Source organism: Cellvibrio sp. 25HG11W-0 (genome assembly GCF_057815475.1).
The window spans coordinates 2,013,547-2,030,709 of the sequence record NZ_CM174230.1 but is presented as its reverse complement, the minus strand read 5'-3'; the positions used below and the strand labels follow the sequence as shown (position 1 = coordinate 2,030,709).

Annotated in this window: 18 protein-coding genes and 1 tRNA gene; 8 read left to right on the top strand and 11 right to left on the bottom strand. The window is 45.9% G+C overall.

What is annotated here, in order from left to right; translation table 11 throughout:
- Positions 1-12: 12 nt before the first annotated feature.
- The gene (locus tag AC0KUT_RS08360) at positions 13-621 is read left to right on the top strand and encodes a Maf family protein (protein WP_488835051.1); all 609 of its coding nucleotides are present in this window, start codon (positions 13-15) and stop codon (positions 619-621) included.
- Here AC0KUT_RS08360 and AC0KUT_RS08355 read toward each other — a convergent pair.
- Positions 598-1,242, bottom strand: coding sequence for an HAD-IA family hydrolase (locus tag AC0KUT_RS08355; protein WP_488835048.1), 645 nt, complete (start codon positions 1,240-1,242; stop codon positions 598-600). The genes AC0KUT_RS08360 and AC0KUT_RS08355 overlap by 24 nt on opposite strands.
- Positions 1,243-1,285: 43 nt before the next feature.
- Complete coding sequence (gene rluC / locus AC0KUT_RS08350) at positions 1,286-2,284, bottom strand: 23S rRNA pseudouridine(955/2504/2580) synthase RluC (protein ID WP_488835682.1); 999 nt, start codon at positions 2,282-2,284, stop codon at positions 1,286-1,288.
- 854 nt (positions 2,285-3,138) lie between these two features.
- Between rluC and rne the strand changes: the two genes are divergently transcribed.
- From rne to AC0KUT_RS08315, 7 genes are all read left to right on the top strand, one after another.
- Positions 3,139-6,075 (top strand): ribonuclease E, encoded by a 2,937-nt coding sequence (gene rne / locus AC0KUT_RS08345; RefSeq protein WP_488835047.1) that lies wholly within the window; start codon positions 3,139-3,141, stop codon positions 6,073-6,075.
- A 178-nt stretch (positions 6,076-6,253) separates the two neighbouring features.
- A tRNA-Ser gene (locus AC0KUT_RS08340) sits at positions 6,254-6,344 on the top strand.
- Between the two features lie 244 nt (positions 6,345-6,588).
- Entirely contained in the window at positions 6,589-7,272 is a 684-nt protein-coding gene (locus tag AC0KUT_RS08335) for a Bax inhibitor-1/YccA family protein (RefSeq protein WP_488835045.1), read from the top strand.
- Positions 7,273-7,337: 65 nt separating this feature from the next.
- On the top strand, positions 7,338-7,730 hold the full coding sequence (gene tusD, locus AC0KUT_RS08330) for a sulfurtransferase complex subunit TusD (protein ID WP_488835043.1): 393 nt from the start codon (positions 7,338-7,340) through the stop codon (positions 7,728-7,730).
- Between the two features lie 2 nt (positions 7,731-7,732).
- A complete protein-coding gene (gene tusC / locus AC0KUT_RS08325; RefSeq protein ID WP_488835042.1) occupies positions 7,733-8,095 on the top strand; it encodes a sulfurtransferase complex subunit TusC in 363 nt (120 codons plus the stop codon).
- A 1-nt stretch (position 8,096) separates the two neighbouring features.
- Positions 8,097-8,405 (top strand): sulfurtransferase complex subunit TusB, encoded by a 309-nt coding sequence (tusB, locus tag AC0KUT_RS08320; protein WP_488835039.1) that lies wholly within the window; start codon positions 8,097-8,099, stop codon positions 8,403-8,405.
- 1 nt (position 8,406) lies between these two features.
- Entirely contained in the window at positions 8,407-8,742 is a 336-nt protein-coding gene (locus AC0KUT_RS08315) for a TusE/DsrC/DsvC family sulfur relay protein (RefSeq protein ID WP_488835036.1), read from the top strand.
- A gap of 19 nt (positions 8,743-8,761) precedes the next feature.
- Here AC0KUT_RS08315 and AC0KUT_RS08310 read toward each other — a convergent pair whose 3' ends face one another.
- The 9 genes from AC0KUT_RS08310 to AC0KUT_RS08270 all read right to left on the bottom strand — a co-directional run bounded on the left by AC0KUT_RS08310 (position 8,762) and on the right by AC0KUT_RS08270 (position 17,046).
- Positions 8,762-10,111 carry an alanine/glycine:cation symporter family protein gene (locus AC0KUT_RS08310; protein WP_488835035.1) on the bottom strand — a complete coding sequence of 450 codons (1,350 nt, stop codon included), beginning with the start codon at positions 10,109-10,111 and terminating at the stop codon, positions 8,762-8,764.
- A 92-nt stretch (positions 10,112-10,203) separates the two neighbouring features.
- Positions 10,204-10,548, bottom strand: a complete 345-nt coding sequence (gene yajC, locus AC0KUT_RS08305) for a preprotein translocase subunit YajC (RefSeq protein WP_488835033.1) — start codon at positions 10,546-10,548, stop codon at positions 10,204-10,206.
- 92 nt (positions 10,549-10,640) lie between these two features.
- Positions 10,641-11,084 carry a helix-turn-helix domain-containing protein gene (locus AC0KUT_RS08300; protein WP_488835032.1) on the bottom strand — a complete coding sequence of 148 codons (444 nt, stop codon included), beginning with the start codon at positions 11,082-11,084 and terminating at the stop codon, positions 10,641-10,643.
- A gap of 215 nt (positions 11,085-11,299) precedes the next feature.
- Positions 11,300-11,773 carry a thioredoxin-dependent thiol peroxidase gene (gene bcp / locus AC0KUT_RS08295; protein ID WP_488835029.1) on the bottom strand — a complete coding sequence of 158 codons (474 nt, stop codon included), beginning with the start codon at positions 11,771-11,773 and terminating at the stop codon, positions 11,300-11,302.
- Positions 11,774-11,784: 11 nt separating this feature from the next.
- Positions 11,785-12,492 carry a GGDEF domain-containing protein gene (locus AC0KUT_RS08290; RefSeq protein ID WP_488835028.1) on the bottom strand — a complete coding sequence of 236 codons (708 nt, stop codon included), beginning with the start codon at positions 12,490-12,492 and terminating at the stop codon, positions 11,785-11,787.
- A 126-nt stretch (positions 12,493-12,618) separates the two neighbouring features.
- Positions 12,619-13,509 (bottom strand): carbon-nitrogen hydrolase, encoded by an 891-nt coding sequence (locus AC0KUT_RS08285; protein ID WP_488835026.1) that lies wholly within the window; start codon positions 13,507-13,509, stop codon positions 12,619-12,621.
- Between the two features lie 33 nt (positions 13,510-13,542).
- Positions 13,543-14,583: an agmatine deiminase family protein gene (locus AC0KUT_RS08280; protein WP_488835023.1), complete on the bottom strand. Its 1,041-nt coding sequence runs from the start codon at positions 14,581-14,583 to the stop codon at positions 13,543-13,545.
- Between the two features lie 72 nt (positions 14,584-14,655).
- On the bottom strand, positions 14,656-15,213 hold the full coding sequence (locus AC0KUT_RS08275) for a hypothetical protein (RefSeq protein ID WP_488835020.1): 558 nt from the start codon (positions 15,211-15,213) through the stop codon (positions 14,656-14,658).
- 66 nt (positions 15,214-15,279) lie between these two features.
- Positions 15,280-17,046: a hypothetical protein gene (locus AC0KUT_RS08270; protein WP_488835019.1), complete on the bottom strand. Its 1,767-nt coding sequence runs from the start codon at positions 17,044-17,046 to the stop codon at positions 15,280-15,282.
- Positions 17,047-17,163: the final 117 nt, after the last annotated feature.

Below are 17,163 nucleotides of genomic sequence, written 5' to 3'. Positions count from 1 at the left end.
CAAGAATACCAAATGAAGCATCAGCCAATACTGCTCGCATCAAGCTCACCCTATCGCCGCTCACTACTCCAAAAGCTGAACCTAGAGTTTGAATGGGCGAACCCCAAGATAGATGAACAACCCCAACCAAACGAGAACGCCAACGCACTCACCGCTAGGCTTGCCGAACAAAAAGCCAAAGCCTTAGGGGCGCAATTTCCCCAGCACCTAATAATAGGATCAGATCAAGTTGCATCATTCAATGGGAAGATTATCGGCAAACCACACACCCATACCGCCGCCACCGCGCAACTACGCCAATTTCGCGAGAATCAACTGCAATTTTTAACAGGCCTATGCCTCTACAACGCCAAGACCGGTAAAACTCAAATCAGCGTAGAGAGCTATAAAGTACAATTTCGCGCGCTTAGTGACACACAGATAGAGCAATATCTACAGATGGAAAAACCTTACGACTGCGCAGGAAGCTTTAAATCAGAAGGGCTGGGCATTAGCCTATTCAGCAAACTCGAAGGTGAAGACCCCAACACCCTCATCGGCCTACCACTTATCGCTTTGATTCAAATGCTTGACAATGAAGGAATAGATCCGCTCGCATCAACCCAACCGAGGCCAAGCTAATATTTGACTGAAGTGATCCATACACAGATCCGGCTCATAGATACGCAGCCGATCAACATGATGCGCACCATAACTCACCGCAATGCGCGGCATATTAATAAGACGCGCCATTTCCATATCATATTCTGTATCACCCACCATCACCGCATCATTAGGTGCGACACCAAACTCTTGTAGCAATTGCTCCAACATCAAAGGATGAGGCTTTGATGCTGTCTCATCAGCGCAGCGCGTCGATACAAATAAATCGGCCACACCCAACACATCTAAAATCCGATCCAAGCCCTTGCGACTCTTACCGGTAGCGATAGTTAATGTGTGACCGTGATCCTGCAGGCGAGCCAAGGTATCAAGCACCCCAGGAAAGAAGTCTGAAGGACGAGCCTCATCCAATGCCAAAAAACGACCTGCATAGGCTTCGCGTAGATGAAGATACTCAGACGGGTCACGCTCCGGATAAAGCGTCGCCATAGCCTCCGGCAAGCCCAAACCAATAATATTATGTATCTTATGATCCGCCAAAACGGGCCAACCGAGATCACCCGCAGCCAACTGCATTGCGGTCGTAATTTTGGCGGTTGAATCACTTAGGGTGCCATCCCAATCAAAAATAAACAGCAATTCACTTCTCCATCAAGCACACAAAATACTTTCGCATCAAAATCTAGCTCGCAACCACCAAGTCAAGCAACCCTAAAGGCAACTGTAAATCCGAGGGTAATGGCGCCTCCACCAACGTTGACTCAAGCGCACCAGGCAACTTAAAACGCAACGCAGCCGCATGTAAAAACAAACGCTTAACACCTAAATCACGCATCTGCGCATTCACTTCATCGCGACCGTATTTTTCATCCCCCACAAGACTATGCCCTGCATATTGGGCGTGCACACGAATTTGATGGGTTCTCCCCGTAATAGGTCGCGCCTCAACAAGGGTAAACCCCTTAAATTGCTGCAACACCTTAAACTCCGTCAAGCTAGGCTTACCCTCTGGGTGCACCCTCACTACTCGCTCATCTGCGGCCACCTCAGATTTCAATAGCGGGGCATCCACGCGCCTACAACTCGAAGGCCACGCACCAATTACCAAGGCGCGATACACTTTTGAAATACCGCCAGCATCCTTATCGCGCAAGGCCGCCTGCAAATGACGCAGATAACTGCGCTTTTTTGCAATCATGATGCATCCTGACGTGTCGCGATCCAAGCGATGCACCAACTCTAAATAGCGCGCGTCTGGGCGCATTTGGCGCAAAGTTTCTATCAACCCCAAACTAATGCCACTACCGCCATGAACCGCAAGCCCCGGAGGCTTATTTATCACCAACAAACCATCATCTTCATACAAAACAGATGCCGCCAATAGTGCCAATATTTGATGACTTGCCTTGGCTTCCGGCGCTTTTTCGCTGACTCGCACTGGAGGAACACGCACCAAATCGCCAGCACAAAGCTTGTAATCAGGCTTCACTCGCCCCTTATTGACCCGCACCTCGCCTTTCCGAATGATGTTATATACCTTGGATTTAGGCACACCCTTTAAGCGTGCCATCAAAAAATTATCCAATCGCTGCCCAGCTTGATCTTGATCTATGGCAAGCATAGCGACCTGAACTGGAAGACTGGATGAGTTGCTAGAGGGATGATTTTTCATGGTGGGCATCATACCTGATCGAACCACCAAGGATAAGCTCTCAACCTCTACTCTCAACCTCTATAAGACTGGCGCATTGCCGCACTTGCTTATTACTGCTATATTCAGCGGGCTGATACAGGCTGGTTTCCGGATAGCGCATATACATAGGCGAATCGCAAGGAAATACCGCTGCCAGCAGAGACTTCGTCAATCGATTAATGCCAAGGTTAACACCAAGGCAAAAATTAATGCGAAGTGCTCCAACAAACAACGGTGATACGCGTGGCTCAGCCCCGCAAACACCTTAACAATTGCGTCAACCAACGTTGCAGTCATTGTTAACACAGTTTGTGTTTTGTAGAACTCAGAACTCTATTTGTAACACACCATGTTAGGCTTGAGAGCCACACGCAGATCCGTACACAGCGCGGCTGCAGGTAGCAAACTCTTAATAATATGCCTTAAGCACTCATGCTAAGCATATGATTAAAAAGCTAATGATGAGCTAAAACCTAAGCTTCATTAGCCTTCGGCACACCGACTGCCGAGCTTACACAAGATGGAATTCACGGCAATACTCTTGCCCCGAATTCAAATCGCTCGCAGGGAATACCAGCGAGCAACGAACAAATAGATAGGCCCAAACCAAGGTTAAGCCTAAACCATGAGCCAAATGAAGTGCCCTCTTCCATCAAAGAGTGTGGCCTAAAGCATCAAGCCGCTGCAAAGCGATGCTTCTTGAGCTAGACCCAAGTGCCTTCACCAACCGCTGTTGCGAGCACCCAAAGTAGCGCAGCAGTCCATAAGGTTGCACAAAACAGTACAGTGCTAACGCTGATTGTAAGGTTTGCCATACGCAAACTCTCACAATTAGGTAACACATGAAAAGAATGCTCATTAATGCAACTCAACCCGAAGAGTTGCGCGTAGCACTGGTCGACGGTCAATGGCTTTACGATCTAGACATCGAAAACCGCAACCGCGAACAAAAAAAATCCAATATTTACAAAGGCCGTATCACCCGCGTTGAGCCCAGTCTCGAAGCCGCATTTGTGGATTACGGCGCTGAGCGCCACGGCTTTCTCCCCCTGAAAGAAATTTCACGCGAATACTTCAGCAAAAACCCTGGTGAAAGCGACGGTCGCGTCAAAATCAAGGATGTCCTCAAAGAAGGCACAGAAGTTATAGTGCAAATTGACAAGGAAGAGCGTGGCAATAAAGGCGCCGCCCTCACCACCTTTATCAGCCTCGCTGGTCGCTATCTCGTACTTATGCCCAACAACCCTCGCGCCGGCGGCATATCTCGCCGCATTGAAGGCGAAGATCGCGCTGAACTTAAGGATGCACTTGGCTCTGTAGAAGTACCACAGGGAATGGGTGTCATCATCCGTACTGCAGGTGTAGGTCGCAGCTCTGAAGAACTACAATGGGACCTCAATTACTTAATGCAACTTTGGGACTCTATCGAAGTCGCCGCCAAAAGTGCACCAGCACCCAATTTTTTATTCCAAGAAAGTAACGTCATTATTCGCGCCATTCGCGACTATCTTCGCCAAGATGTCGGCGAAGTGATCGTAGACAACAAAGAAGCATTTGACCTTGCAGCTGGTTTTATTCAGCAAGTTATGCCCAACTTCAGAAGCAAAGTAAAACTCTACGAAGACGACATACCACTCTTCAACCGCTACCAAATAGAGTCACAAATCGAAACCGCATTTCAGCGCGAAGTGAAACTACCCTCCGGCGGCTCTATTGTTATTGATGTAACCGAAGCCTTGGTTGCCATCGACATTAACTCATCACGCGCCACCAAAGGCGGCGACATTGAAGAAACCGCACTGCAAACAAACCTAGAAGCAGCCGATGAAATCGCACGCCAATTGCGCCTGCGCGACATGGGCGGCCTAGTGGTAATTGACTTTATCGACATGCAGCCCGTGCGCAACCAACGCGAAGTTGAAAATCGCGTGCGCGACGCTCTACTCATGGACAGAGCACGCGTGCAAATTGGCCGTATTTCACGCTTTGGTCTGCTCGAAATGTCGCGCCAACGCCTGCGCCCATCACTGGGCGAAACCCACTCAAAAAGCTGCCCACGCTGTGATGGTCAAGGCACTATTCGCAGCACTCGCTCTTTGGCACTGTCGATACTACGCCTTGTTGAAGATGAAGCCCAAAAAGAACGCAGTGCCGAAATTCGCGCCATATGCCCCGTTTCTGTTGCAACTTACCTGCTGAACGAGAAACGCAAAACCATTTCCAGTATCGAGTCTCGCAACCACACTCGCGTTGTAGTCGTGCCTAGCGCAGAGCTTATGACCCCTCATTTTGAGCTTCAACGCCTGCGCGATGATGACGAAGGAACTCTTGAAACAAGCTATAAAATTCAGGCTCACACCGATGAAGCAAAGGACGACGAGGCAGAAATGAAAGCAAAGCCCTTCGTTGCGCCGAAACCTGCAGTACAGCCCACAGCCCCTAGCCAGCCCGCTCCTGCTGCCACACCAATTGTCATACCAAGCATATTGAACCGCGTGATCAAAGCCATCTCTCAGCTGTTCTCCTCCGACAGCGAAGACGACAGCAAAAACACCAAGCGCGACACCAAGCGCGACCCACGTAAAAATACCGGTAATCGCAATCGCCGCGACACACGTAATCGCCGCGATCGCGACCGTAAAGACGACCGTGAATTACGCGACAACCTTGAGCCACGCACCAATACTGAAACGAAGCCGGTGAAGGATCAAGAAAAAACCGAAACTCGCAATCCACGCAACAATCGCGAACCACGCGAGCCAAGAGAAAATCGCGAAGCTCAAAGTGGCGAGACAGAAAACCGCCAAGGCCGCAATCGCAGTCAACGCGGGGAGCGCGATAACAATCGCCGCCCAGCACCTGCGAAAGAGGAAGCCACCCCGAGTGTTATAGAAACAACTAATCTCGCCGCTGAGACCGCCGAAGCAACAGAAGAATTTGATGATCAAAGACCCGCAAAGCGCCCTTCAGGTCGTCGCACCCGCTCCCAACAACGTCGCCGCGGTCGTCGTGACGCCAACGACACCGAAAGCACACTAGATTCTAGCGAGAACACTGCTCCCGCAAGCACTGCAAGCACTGCAAGCACTGCAAGCACTGCAAGCACTGCAAGCACTGCAAGCAAAGAAGAGCCTAAAGTGTTAAGTGAAGCTGCGCAATTGGCACAACAAATTTCTGCTGCAATCGCAGAACACGAACAGCAAGTTCAAGCAACCAAAGTTGCCGATCCCGCTTTGGCTTTTACCAGTGACGCAGCAGCAACGCAAAACGATGACACGGCAACTATTACTACGCCAGCCACCGCCCCGCTGATTGCCGCCGTTACCGAAACAGCCAAAGCCTCGGAATCATCTTTAACTGAAGAAGTTAATGACAATTTTGCGACCCAAAAAACTGAGAGCACCGCCACCGAAGCCAAAACGGAACAAATGGCAGTAGACGTTCAAGTTGTCGAACATATACCTGCCAGCAAATCAACGCCGGGCACAGATACTGCGGAACAAGAAATCGCCGCTCCGAAAGCTGAAGTTACACAACACCTAACAACTACAACTATTGACGCACCAACAGATGCCAACGAAGCACCAGCTCGCGCGACCAATGATCCACGTCAAAGACCAAAACCTATTAGTCAGGTTACAATTTTGACAGAAACCATTACGCCGCAAACGTCAAACTCACTCGATACCAGCTTGCCACCTAGCGTAGATCACATTCCTCGCGCCCTAAGCCGGCCATCGAATGACCCGCGCTCAAAAAAGCAATCTAGCAGTGATTAGCAAGCGAAAAAGATACGATTATTAATCCGCGAAAAAACTAACAAAAAAACCGAATTGGAAACAATTCGGTTTTTTTGTTTAAAAATAATCCACTCTTTTTTCAATCAGCAATTTAAATTAAAAAAACTGTAATAGCAGCTTGCTCATTGAAAAAAGCTCTGTATAATCTGCGGCACTCGGAAGGGTGGCAGAGTGGTTTAATGCACCGGTCTTGAAAACCGGCGTGGGTTTATAGCCCACCCAGGGTTCAAATCCCTGCCCTTCCGCCATAATTAAAAAGGCGCTAGAGAAATCTAGCGCCTTTTTTCTTTATGCGATTCACTGTATCCTGCTCCTCACACTAGAATGAAACTTTTTCCACCAAAACAGCTCCAAAATACTAATCACGCCCAAATTATGTTCGTAATGCTAATTTCATATTGAATACTTGGCTTTACAGCTTCAGCTTTGTATTATCTTTAGCAGTTTTGACACTGGACTTCAAAAACATTCACCCATAACGGAGTAATGCCCATGAACGATATTTCTCATGCTCAACCGAGCTATGCCAATACGCAACTAGCAACCCATAAGGTATTGCGCAATACCTACATGCTTCTAGGTATTACACTTGCATTTAGTGCAGTTTGTGCAGCCCTATCTATGGCAGCCAATCTTGGACACGGTGCAGGCTTTATTATGAGCATCATAGCCATGGGGCTCATTTGGTTCGTACTGCCGAGAACTGCTAACTCAGCAAGCGGTTTATTGGTTGTTTTTGCCTTTACCGGCCTTATAGGTGCAGGGCTCGGTCCAATTTTGAATAAATACCTCACATTTACCAATGGCTCAAGTATTATCACGCAAGCGTTGGGCGGCACTGCTTTTGTGTTTATAGGTCTCTCAGCTTATGTACTTACTTCACGTAAAGACTTTAGTTTTCTCGGCGGATTTATCGCGGCAGGCATGATACTTATGCTTTTAATTATGGTCTTTTTGATAGGCGCCTCATTTTTTGGTTATGCATTTTCGGGGTTAAGCCTTGCCCTGTCCGCTGGCGTTATCCTGTTAATGTCTGCCTTGATTTTGTACCAAACAAGCGAAATTATTCACGGTGGAGAAACAAATTATTTATTGGCCACCACCAGTCTTTATCTTGCTATCGTCAATATGTTTACCAGCCTGTTACATATTCTTGGTGTAATGAACGACGACTAACCACTACTCAATTTTCACAAGGCTCCTCTTGGAGCCTTTCTTTTTTCAGCACAGGCTTGAATAATATGGTCTTCAGTCTTGCAATTTACTCTGCACCCTATAGTTCCCAAGCAAGCCACAGCGCATACGAATTCGCCAAAACACTACTAAGCCAGGGGCATAAATTACATCGCTTATTTTTTTATCACGAGGGTGTACACAACGCCACATCGATAGCCGCCCCCCCACAGGATGAATTAAATCTTCCCCGCGCGTGGCAGCTACTTATAGATCAATTCAAATTAGATGCCGTTGTCTGTATTGCATCTGCACTTCGACGCGGCATCATCAATCACGAAGAGGCACAACGTTACGACAAGGTGTCAGATAATTTAGCCCAAGAATTCAGCATTAGCGGCCTCGGACAATTGGTCGATGCCGCGGTATACTCTGACCGACTCATCACCTTTGGCCCCTGATCATGCCCTCAAAAATTCTTTTGATAAGCCGGCACAGCCCCTATGGTTCAAGCCTAGCCAAGGAAGCGCTTGATGCTGCTTTAGCCGCCTCAGCTTATGATCAGGACCTCAGTATTTTGTTTATGGATGATGGTGTATTTCAATTGCTGCAAAATCAAGCTGCAGAGGATATTCATCAAAAAAGTTTCAGTTCCATGCTTGCGGCACTGCCCCTTTACGGCATTGAGAAGCTATTTGTACACAGCGAGTCTCTTACGCAGAGAAAAATAACCATGGAAGAGCTGGCAGTCGATCAAATACAAGCAGTCAATAACACACAGATTGGCGAACTTTTTAGTCAACAAGACCATCTCTTGAGCTTTTAGTATGAGCACACTTCACACCCTGAACAAATCCTCCTTTGCACACAATACCCTAAGCTCCTGCCTGTCTGTGTGTATGAATGCCGATGGAATATTACTACTGGAAGATGGAGTTTTTTGCGCGATTTCAGGCGCACCTGGCGCCGAAGAATTGCAAAGCTTGATTAAGCGAGGGGTTAAAGTATTCGCACTGAATGGCGACATAAAAGCACGAGGCTTGAGCGAAAAAGTACAGCCCAACATTCAACTGATCGACTATGATGGATTTGTAAAACTCAGCATTGAACATCGCTGCGTTCAAAGCTGGTATTGAAATGTCATTGATTGTAAATTCTCGTCAAATAATAGCCACCGACAAAAATGGCTACCTGCAAGATCTCAACGACTGGAATGAGCAAGTTGCAATGCAGCTCGCAGATGAAGAGAATATTCAGCTCACACCCGAGCACTGGGAAATTATATTTTTATTACGTAAATTCTATAATGAATATCAACTCTCACCGGCAATGCGTGCGCTGGTAAAATTTACCGAAGTACAGCTAGGAAAAGAGAAAGGACGCAGCATCTATTTAATGCAGCTTTTCCCCCCCAGCCCCGCACGAATAGCCAGCAAAATTGCCGGTCTCCCCCGCCCCACCAATTGCCTCTAATTTAACCAACTCAAAACAATTAAGATTCCTTTGTAGCAAAATATTTTTTGGTCAGCTGGATAATTACCGGACTCAACACTAATAATGCTATTAAATTTGGAACCGCCATAAGTGCATTGAGAGTATCTGCAAGTAGCCACACAAATTCTAACTTCACGACTGTTCCGATAAAGACAGCCACAACCCACAACAACCTAAAAGGCATTACCGCCTTGCGACCCAGCAAATAAATCCAGCATTTCTCCCCGTAATAACTCCACCCCAAAATGGTAGTAAAGGTAAATATCACTAAAGATATTGCCACGAGATATCCGCCCACACCAGGCAGCACCGCCTCGAAGGCTGCCGATGACAGACTTGGCCCATTCGCTCCACTTGTCCAAGCGCCAGAACACACAATCACCAAACCGGTCATAGTGCAAATAATAAGAGTATCGATAAAAGTGCCGATCATCCCAATCAGCCCCGAGCGCACGGGGCTCTGGGTTGTTCCCGCAGCCTGCGCAATACCTGCCGTACCTAGGCCTGCTTCATTAGAAAAAATCCCACGAGCCACACCATGCTGAACAGCCATCATTACCGTAGCTCCTGCAAAGCCACCCGTAGCAGCTGTTGGCGTAAACGCCTCAGAAACAATCAATACGAATGCTTGGGGAACTTTATCAAATTGTAAAATCAACAGAAGCAATGCAATCAACACATAGCCAACACACATAAAAGGAACCAATGAAGCTGAAACACGCGCAATCCGCTTTACCCCCCCCAGTATGACCGCAGCAACCACCAACATAGTCACCAACCCAGTAATCCAAGGCTCCAGCTTAAAGGTAGAATGCAACACCTCAGCCATACTATTGGATTGCACCATATTGCCAATCCCGAAACCTGCCAAGCCACCAAATAATGCAAAGAGAAACCCGAGCCACGCCCAAGATTTCCCCAAACCATTTTTTATGGCGTACATGGGGCCACCGATAAATTCACCTTGCTCATCACGCTCACGAAAATGAACGGATAACACTATTTCTGCATACTTAGTAGCCATACCCACCAATGCGGTACACCACATCCAAAAAAGTGCCCCTGGGCCTCCTAAAAAAATAGCCGTGGCTACACCCGCAATATTACCTGTGCCTACAGTTGCAGAAAGCCCCGTCATCAGTGCCTGAAATGGGCTTATCTCGCCAGTCGATGCATCACCTTTTGAGCGTCCCTGCCACAACAATCGAAACCCCATAGGAATACGCAACAAAGGCATCCCCTTAAGCATTAACATCAAAATAAATCCGGTACCCAAAATCAAGATAAGCATGGGAACACCCCATACAACACCATTAAGCCAAGTGACCAAGCTCGAAATACGCTCCATAGCGATGCACCTAATTATTTAAAGCAGGAAAGTGTTAAAGGGTTTAGCGAGGCATAAAAGAAAAGGGAGCCGAAGCTCCCTATTTTTGGCAACTAGGCTGCATCAATAGACTTGATGGTCCCCTTGGGCAGCACTGCATGTACCGCAACTTTCTGAAATTTAAGCTCTATGTTATTGCCAGTTTCTAGGACCACATAGCTATCATCAACTTTGACGACCTTACCCAACATACCGCTCGTCATAATCACTTCATCACCTTTACCTAAGGCAGAAACGAGATTTTGATGTTCTTTTTGACGTTTGCGCTGAGGGCGAATGATCAATAGATACATGAACAAAAACATACCACCAAACATTAGTATGGTGATCATCGGGCTACCCTGTGATGCTGTCGCGCCCTGAGTCTGGGCCATTGCAGAAGAAATAAAGAAACTCATGAATCAAACCTCGAAGTATAAAGAGCGCTAACTGTACCTGTTTTGCTTATTTCAGGCAATTAGCGCACCACTACAATCGAAGAATTAGAGCATCAGGCATAATCGCGGAATAACTTGCGGAATACACTCGGAGAAAGGCCAGTCCAACGCTTGAAGGCATTCGTAAAGCTAGTGCGATCTGAGAAGTCCAGCGCTTTAGATACAGCATCGACACTCATATGCTCGTCGATAAGATATCTAATAGCGTAATGGAAACGCAGAATATCGCGTAACTGAGCAAAATTTGCAGCCTGCTGCTGCAAGCGACGCTGCAAAGTGCGCTTAGAAAGTTTTACATCTTCAGCTATTCGATCAATAGAGAGATCTTCACTGCCCACCCTAGCGGTCAAGGCATCTAATACGCGCGCAGATACACCCTCATATTTAGGTATTTCCGCAGATGCAACATACTCCTCGTAAGATCTAATTTCAGACCCATCAAAAGAGTTTTCTGAAGCGCTATCGCTAAGGCGATATATGCGTTGCAATTGAATCATGCAGGCGTCTCCTTTGCCAAAAAGGGCATTAACTATCGATTAGAGTGTGTTATTAATTATCAGCAGCCATCTATGGCTAACCAAACCTGCGATATTTCAGCCGTCGCTAAGCTAGTGGTGATTATAGACGAACTTTATTCACAGCAAAGTGATAAACGTTTAATTTTCATTCAAAACAATTATTTTTTATTTCTTGCAATTATATTAATTCTACTTTAAATGCCATTTCGTATAATGCTCAGCATATCTTGATCATGAGTCTTGGTCTTGACCTTAGTAGTCACATAACGAACACAACCTTCTTTATCTATCAAGAAGCTAGTACGCACTACTCCCATAAACTCACGGCCCATAAATTTTTTTAAATCCCAAACGCCATAAAGCTCAGCGATAGCATGATCTTCATCGGCAAGAAGATCAAAATTTAGCAATTGTTTGTCTACAAATTTCTGTAACTTAGATGGTGCATCAGGGCTAATCCCTAGCACTACCGTGTTTAACGCATCAAAATCAGCACGTGAATCACGAATACCGCAAGCTTGCACGGTACAGCCAGGCGTCGCCGCTTTTGGATAGAAATAAAGCAACACATTTTTTTTGGCCTTGAAGTCACTAAGGCTCACTACATCCCCAGCTTGGTTCAACAAACTAAAATCCGGCGCTAAATGACCAACAACTGGTAATACCATGAATTTTTACCTTAATTTTTATCGGGCGGTAGGTTAAAAGCACCAAAAAGTGCATCCTTCTCATCATTAGTAACCAATGATTCTACAGCACTTTCTACTGGAACAGGCCCCATTACACAGTTACGCCCGGCATGCTTGGCTTTGTAAAGCCAAGCATCAACACGCGCTAAAAACTCTTCTGGGGTGTCTATATGGTTTGTGCGAAACTCATCCACGCCTAAACTTGCCGTTATCGAAATAGGATCAAGGTCGGCATTGGCTAAGGGAGAAAGCGATATAGCCTCACACAGACGCTCAGCGACATTCGCTGCTTGGCGTAGATCCGTATTAGGTAAAATAATAACGAACTCCTCCCCACCAAATCTACACACGAAGTCCAACTTTCTAACAGTGAGATTAATCATATTGGAGATATGTTGTAGTGCTTGGTTACCTAGCTCATGACCCCAGCGATCATTGAATAATTTAAAGTGATCAATATCCAATAAAATTAACGATAACGGCTGAAAAGAACGACGCGCACGCTCCATTTCAAGCGGCAAGGTATCGGCAAAAAAACGATAGTTATAAAGCCCCGTTAAGGCATCTGTACGAACCTGCTCTTTGAGAAAGCTAATCTCATTTTGCAAGTGAGTTAGTTCACCACTAATGGGGCAAGAAGACTCACCGTGAGGACAGGTGAGTACAGAAGTAAGGTGAGGAGATGTCAAAGATTCCATAAGTATTCTTAATGTCTGCTACTGGCTTGAGTCTAGTCGAAACATCAGTATTACGAAAGTGAGCCCTTTCAGGATTTAACTCTGACAACAAACAGCAATTGAGTTCAAAAAACACCCACGGATAAATTAATCACGATAAATTTTAAGCAAATCACCATAGTAATCTATACGGCGATCGCGTAAATACGGCCAAATACGTCGTACTTTCTCACCTCGCGTCATATCAATTGCGACTACATCGGTAACTTCGCTTTGGCTAGTTGCTTGGTATAAAAACTCCCCTTGAGGCCCTGCAACAAAGCTACTACCCCAAAAGTTTATTCCCGCACCTCCAGCCGGATCTGCCTCATGCCCTACTCGATTCACGCTAATTACAGGCACTCCATTAGCAATCGCATGAGCCCTTTGCACCGTAACCCAAGCATCTCGTTGACGATCTTTTTCGGTTGGATCTTCATGTGGATCCCAGCCAATAGCGGTGGGATATATTAATAACTCAGCCCCTGCCATAGCCATTAACCGCGCCGCCTCGGGAAACCATTGATCCCAACAGACTAAAATTCCCAGTTTGCCTAAACTTGTTGATATAGGTTCAAAACCTATATCACCGGGAGTGAAATAAAATTTCTCATAAAACCCAGGATCGTCGGGAATATGCATTTTGCGATATTTTCCCGCTATGCTGCCATCGCGCTCTAACACTACGGCAGTATTATGATGCAGCCCAGCGGCACGGCGCTCAAATAGAGAGGCAACAATAACTATATCCAACTCTTGAGCTAAGCTGCCCAAACGATCGGTGCTTGGACCGGGAATGGATTCTGCAAGATCAAATTCATCTGTTGACTCCTGCTGGCAAAAATACAATCCGCGATGCAGCTCTTGCAGTACAACAAGTTGCGCCCCCTTTGCTGCGGCCTGACGAATTTGTACAATCGATTTTTCTAGATTTGCGCTGAGATCTGCACCGCAAGATTGCTGCACTATGCCTACATTAAGTTGTTTTAACTGACTCACTTTTCAAACCCATTAAAAATAAAAATGCAGAGATTAAATAAATTGCAATACACCCTCAGGAATTTGCATGGTTATGCAGTGTAAACTTCCGCCCTGCTCAATTAAAGTTGAGCAAGGAATCCCCAAAATTTCATAACCAGGAAAAGCTTGGAAAATCACCTCCAATGCATATTCATCACTAGGCAAATCATAAAGTGGCACGAGAACCGCTTCATTGATAATGAGGAAATTAGCATAGGTTGCGGGCAAAGGTTCATCGTCATCATTTAAAACCACACCAGGCCAAGGCAGTGGCATTAAGCTATAGGGTAATCCTTCAGCGTCCGTCATGGATTGCAACTCTGCCTCCATTAATTTTAATTCTGCGTAATGTTCGTCAGTCTCATCATCACAAGCCGTATATACAATAATATTGTTAGGGCAGAGTCGTGCCAAGGTATCAATATGGCTATCAGTATCGTCTCCTGCCAAATACCCGTGATGTAACCAATTAACTTTAGTCACACCAAATGCGGCTTTTAACCGAACTTCAAGGTCAGCTTTGCTTAGAGTAGGATTGCGGTTTTTATTAAGCAGACAAGCGGCTGTGGTTAACAGCGTACCGCGGCCGTCCGTTTCAACAGAACCGCCTTCAAGCACCCAGTCCATAGTCTCGAGGGTTGCTTGCGGAAATGCCTGTTGAGAAAACAAATGTTGTGTAATTTGATTGTCTAAATCACTCGCGAATCTCCCGCCCCAGCCATTAAATTGAAAATCTAACAATTTGAGCCCTTGAGACGTGACAACCGTAAGCGGACCATGATCGCGCGCCCAAGTATCATTTGTCTCACAGGGATAAAATGCAATGTAATCCATTTCTGCGCCCATGGCCTCAAGGCGTTCACGTACCTTCGTAATCTCAGCCTCTGGGAGTGCAATAATGAGATCTGCATAATCACAAATAACGGTGGCGAGCGCTTCATAAAGCTCGGTCACTTCCTCAAGAATCCAATTCCAATCTGTTTGACGGTGGGGCCATGTCAAGAGCACTGCATCCTGAGGCTCCCATTCTGCGGGCAAGCGTTGGACTGTCATTACAAGACCTCAATCAAATAAAAGAAAATAATGGGGGCATTATAACTAAAAATCGACAAAGCAGTCTTTTATCTAGGGAGAGACAATGGTTTCTTGCGCAGGGAGAATAATCAAATCGCTACTACTCTGCTCGGCAGAAGTGGTTTGCTTCTTAAGCAGTCTATTGACATCCTGCGTATTCGGGGTGGGACCGGCCACTTCTATTATGGCTGCCAAAACTCTGCTGGATTTATAGCCATCAACCAAAGTTTGGATATGTAAATTCACATAGTGACGCCCAACACTCAACGCCTTCACCTGTAAAATTACGGGATAAGTTTTTGATGAATTTAAGTCAAAGCTAAATTCAGTCGTCGGTGAAATTAACACCAAATCTTTACTCGTAGAAACATCTAGATTCATAGAGCCCTGCTCGGCCCCAGTCTGCAGATCTAATTGCACAGCAACCGTTGTCGCCAACGGCACCGCAAATGGGTCACGGGTGGCAAGATTGACATCTGCACCAGGCTTAGCCCTAATATACTTTAACTCAGGTTTTGCAAGGGGCTGCTGTAATCCTATTTTTTCTTGCTCAGATTGAGGTGTACAGCCCGCAAAAAAAAGCATACCGAGTAACACAATGTATTTCATATATTCTCCAAAATACGATACTAGAAGCCATCACAACTACAGGAGCATCTGCCAATGTTTCACATCTTAATTACGCACTAGACTCACATCGAAACATGCACGCAACTCATCGCTCACCAGCTCATCGTGAACTTGTGCCTCAAACAGTTCAAGAATATAGGTACCTACCGCTAAGAAAACACTCACACTTTCCTGATTTTCCGCCGCACCAAATGCGCTCATTACCACATTCCCTTTGCTGTAAATAATCATGTCAGGATCAGAGTTAATCAAGCTAGTACCCTGTTGACGAGCAGTAAGCTTATAGGTTCCAGCACTGGTTATTTGTAACTTCGCAAACTGACTATTGCCCAGCTTATTGAAGTTTCCATAGCTATTAGTGCTGCAAACATTAATGCTCATGCCATTGGCATTTAATGTCTTGTAGAGAGGTAATACATTTTGTGTGCCGCCCGAGTTACTTTCGCCTTGTCCGTACTCATCGGTTACAAAAATATTTTGCTCTTGCAATAAACGATTAAACAGCGGTGCATGCTCCGGCTTAAGTTCACGCAACATCTGAGCAAACAAAAAAATGGAGACCATAGCATCGCTATTAGCATAGCGACTGGACTTTAAAATCGTTAAAATATCGACCAGCTCAAATGGGGATTTTTCAATCGCATCGGCATAATAATTGTAAAGTACAGATTCTATTGATGCCTCAGCATACCAACCACGTACCGTATGATTCTTTCGGCGCAAGTCATAAAAAAAGCCATTGGTTTGGCGAGCACCATTGGTGTCACGGTAGATTGGGTCGTTAAGTAGTATTGCGGCGAATGCATTGGCATAGCCTTCTGCCATGGCAACCCGAAAATCAAGCCTGTCACCATAGCTATGATCACCGCCCGGTGAATCTGAACGAGAGAATAGCGCCTCTACATAATGGCTCCATTCATGCAGTATCACATCAGGGTCATATTCATCAGTATCATTATTAGCATCGCCAAGTAGATAAATAGCAGCACCATCAAAATAACTCGTGGAAATTTCACCCAAAGAAATATCGCCATCTGCAGGCTTATTTTGGCTGCTCCACCCTATTGATAGGGGCGTAAAATTGGTTTGATGACCCGCGTCCGACATGCGCTGCAGCCCAGTATAAATAGTATCCAATATCGCAAAAGGTGCAGCCACGCGCAATTGCTGATAGCTATCGTTTACCCAGCCGGATAACGCATGTAAATTGCGCTGCGACGACAGATTGCCTGTAGAGGCTAGCGTACCCGCCATCACATAAAGCTGATTTTTTTGGGTGTTATCTACAACTTTCACATCCCACGTTGGTAAAGTGCTTTGTTGTAATTGAGCTTTAACTCTGACACGGACCAACTGGTTTTGCTGCACATTAAAACTATAATGACCAAAATTATCGGTTTGCGTTGCGGCAAAGAGATTATCTTTATCATCCACAAGCTCAACAACTAATCCTCGCCCTGGACGAATTTCGGTTGCAGCATAGTTTAATCCAATGTAATTACTATTATGGGGCACGTAGTCATAACTCACTACTCCACTCAACTGAAGGGGCCCAGCAACAATAAGGCTAGAGCTATGAGAAGAAGACACAAGTGGTGAAAGACTACGGCTCGACAAACTCGCGCTTACCGAGCTTGGGAAGGCACTGGTCTGTGCCTGCACTAGAGATTGGCTGCTCGATTGTGCGAGGAATGTATTTCCCGAACCGCTACTGGCACCACCACAAGAGGTAAGTAATAACGCAGCCAACAATAACCATACACAGTTACAATAGCGCCAATCAACTAGGTAATCGTCAACGTATTTATACATAACACGAAGTATCCACAGAGTGTCAAAAAATAACTATTGGCTATATTCAGTCTTTAGCCATTAGAAAGAAGCCTGTTATTGTAGGCAAACCTCTTTCCTCACGCCCAATCCAATACC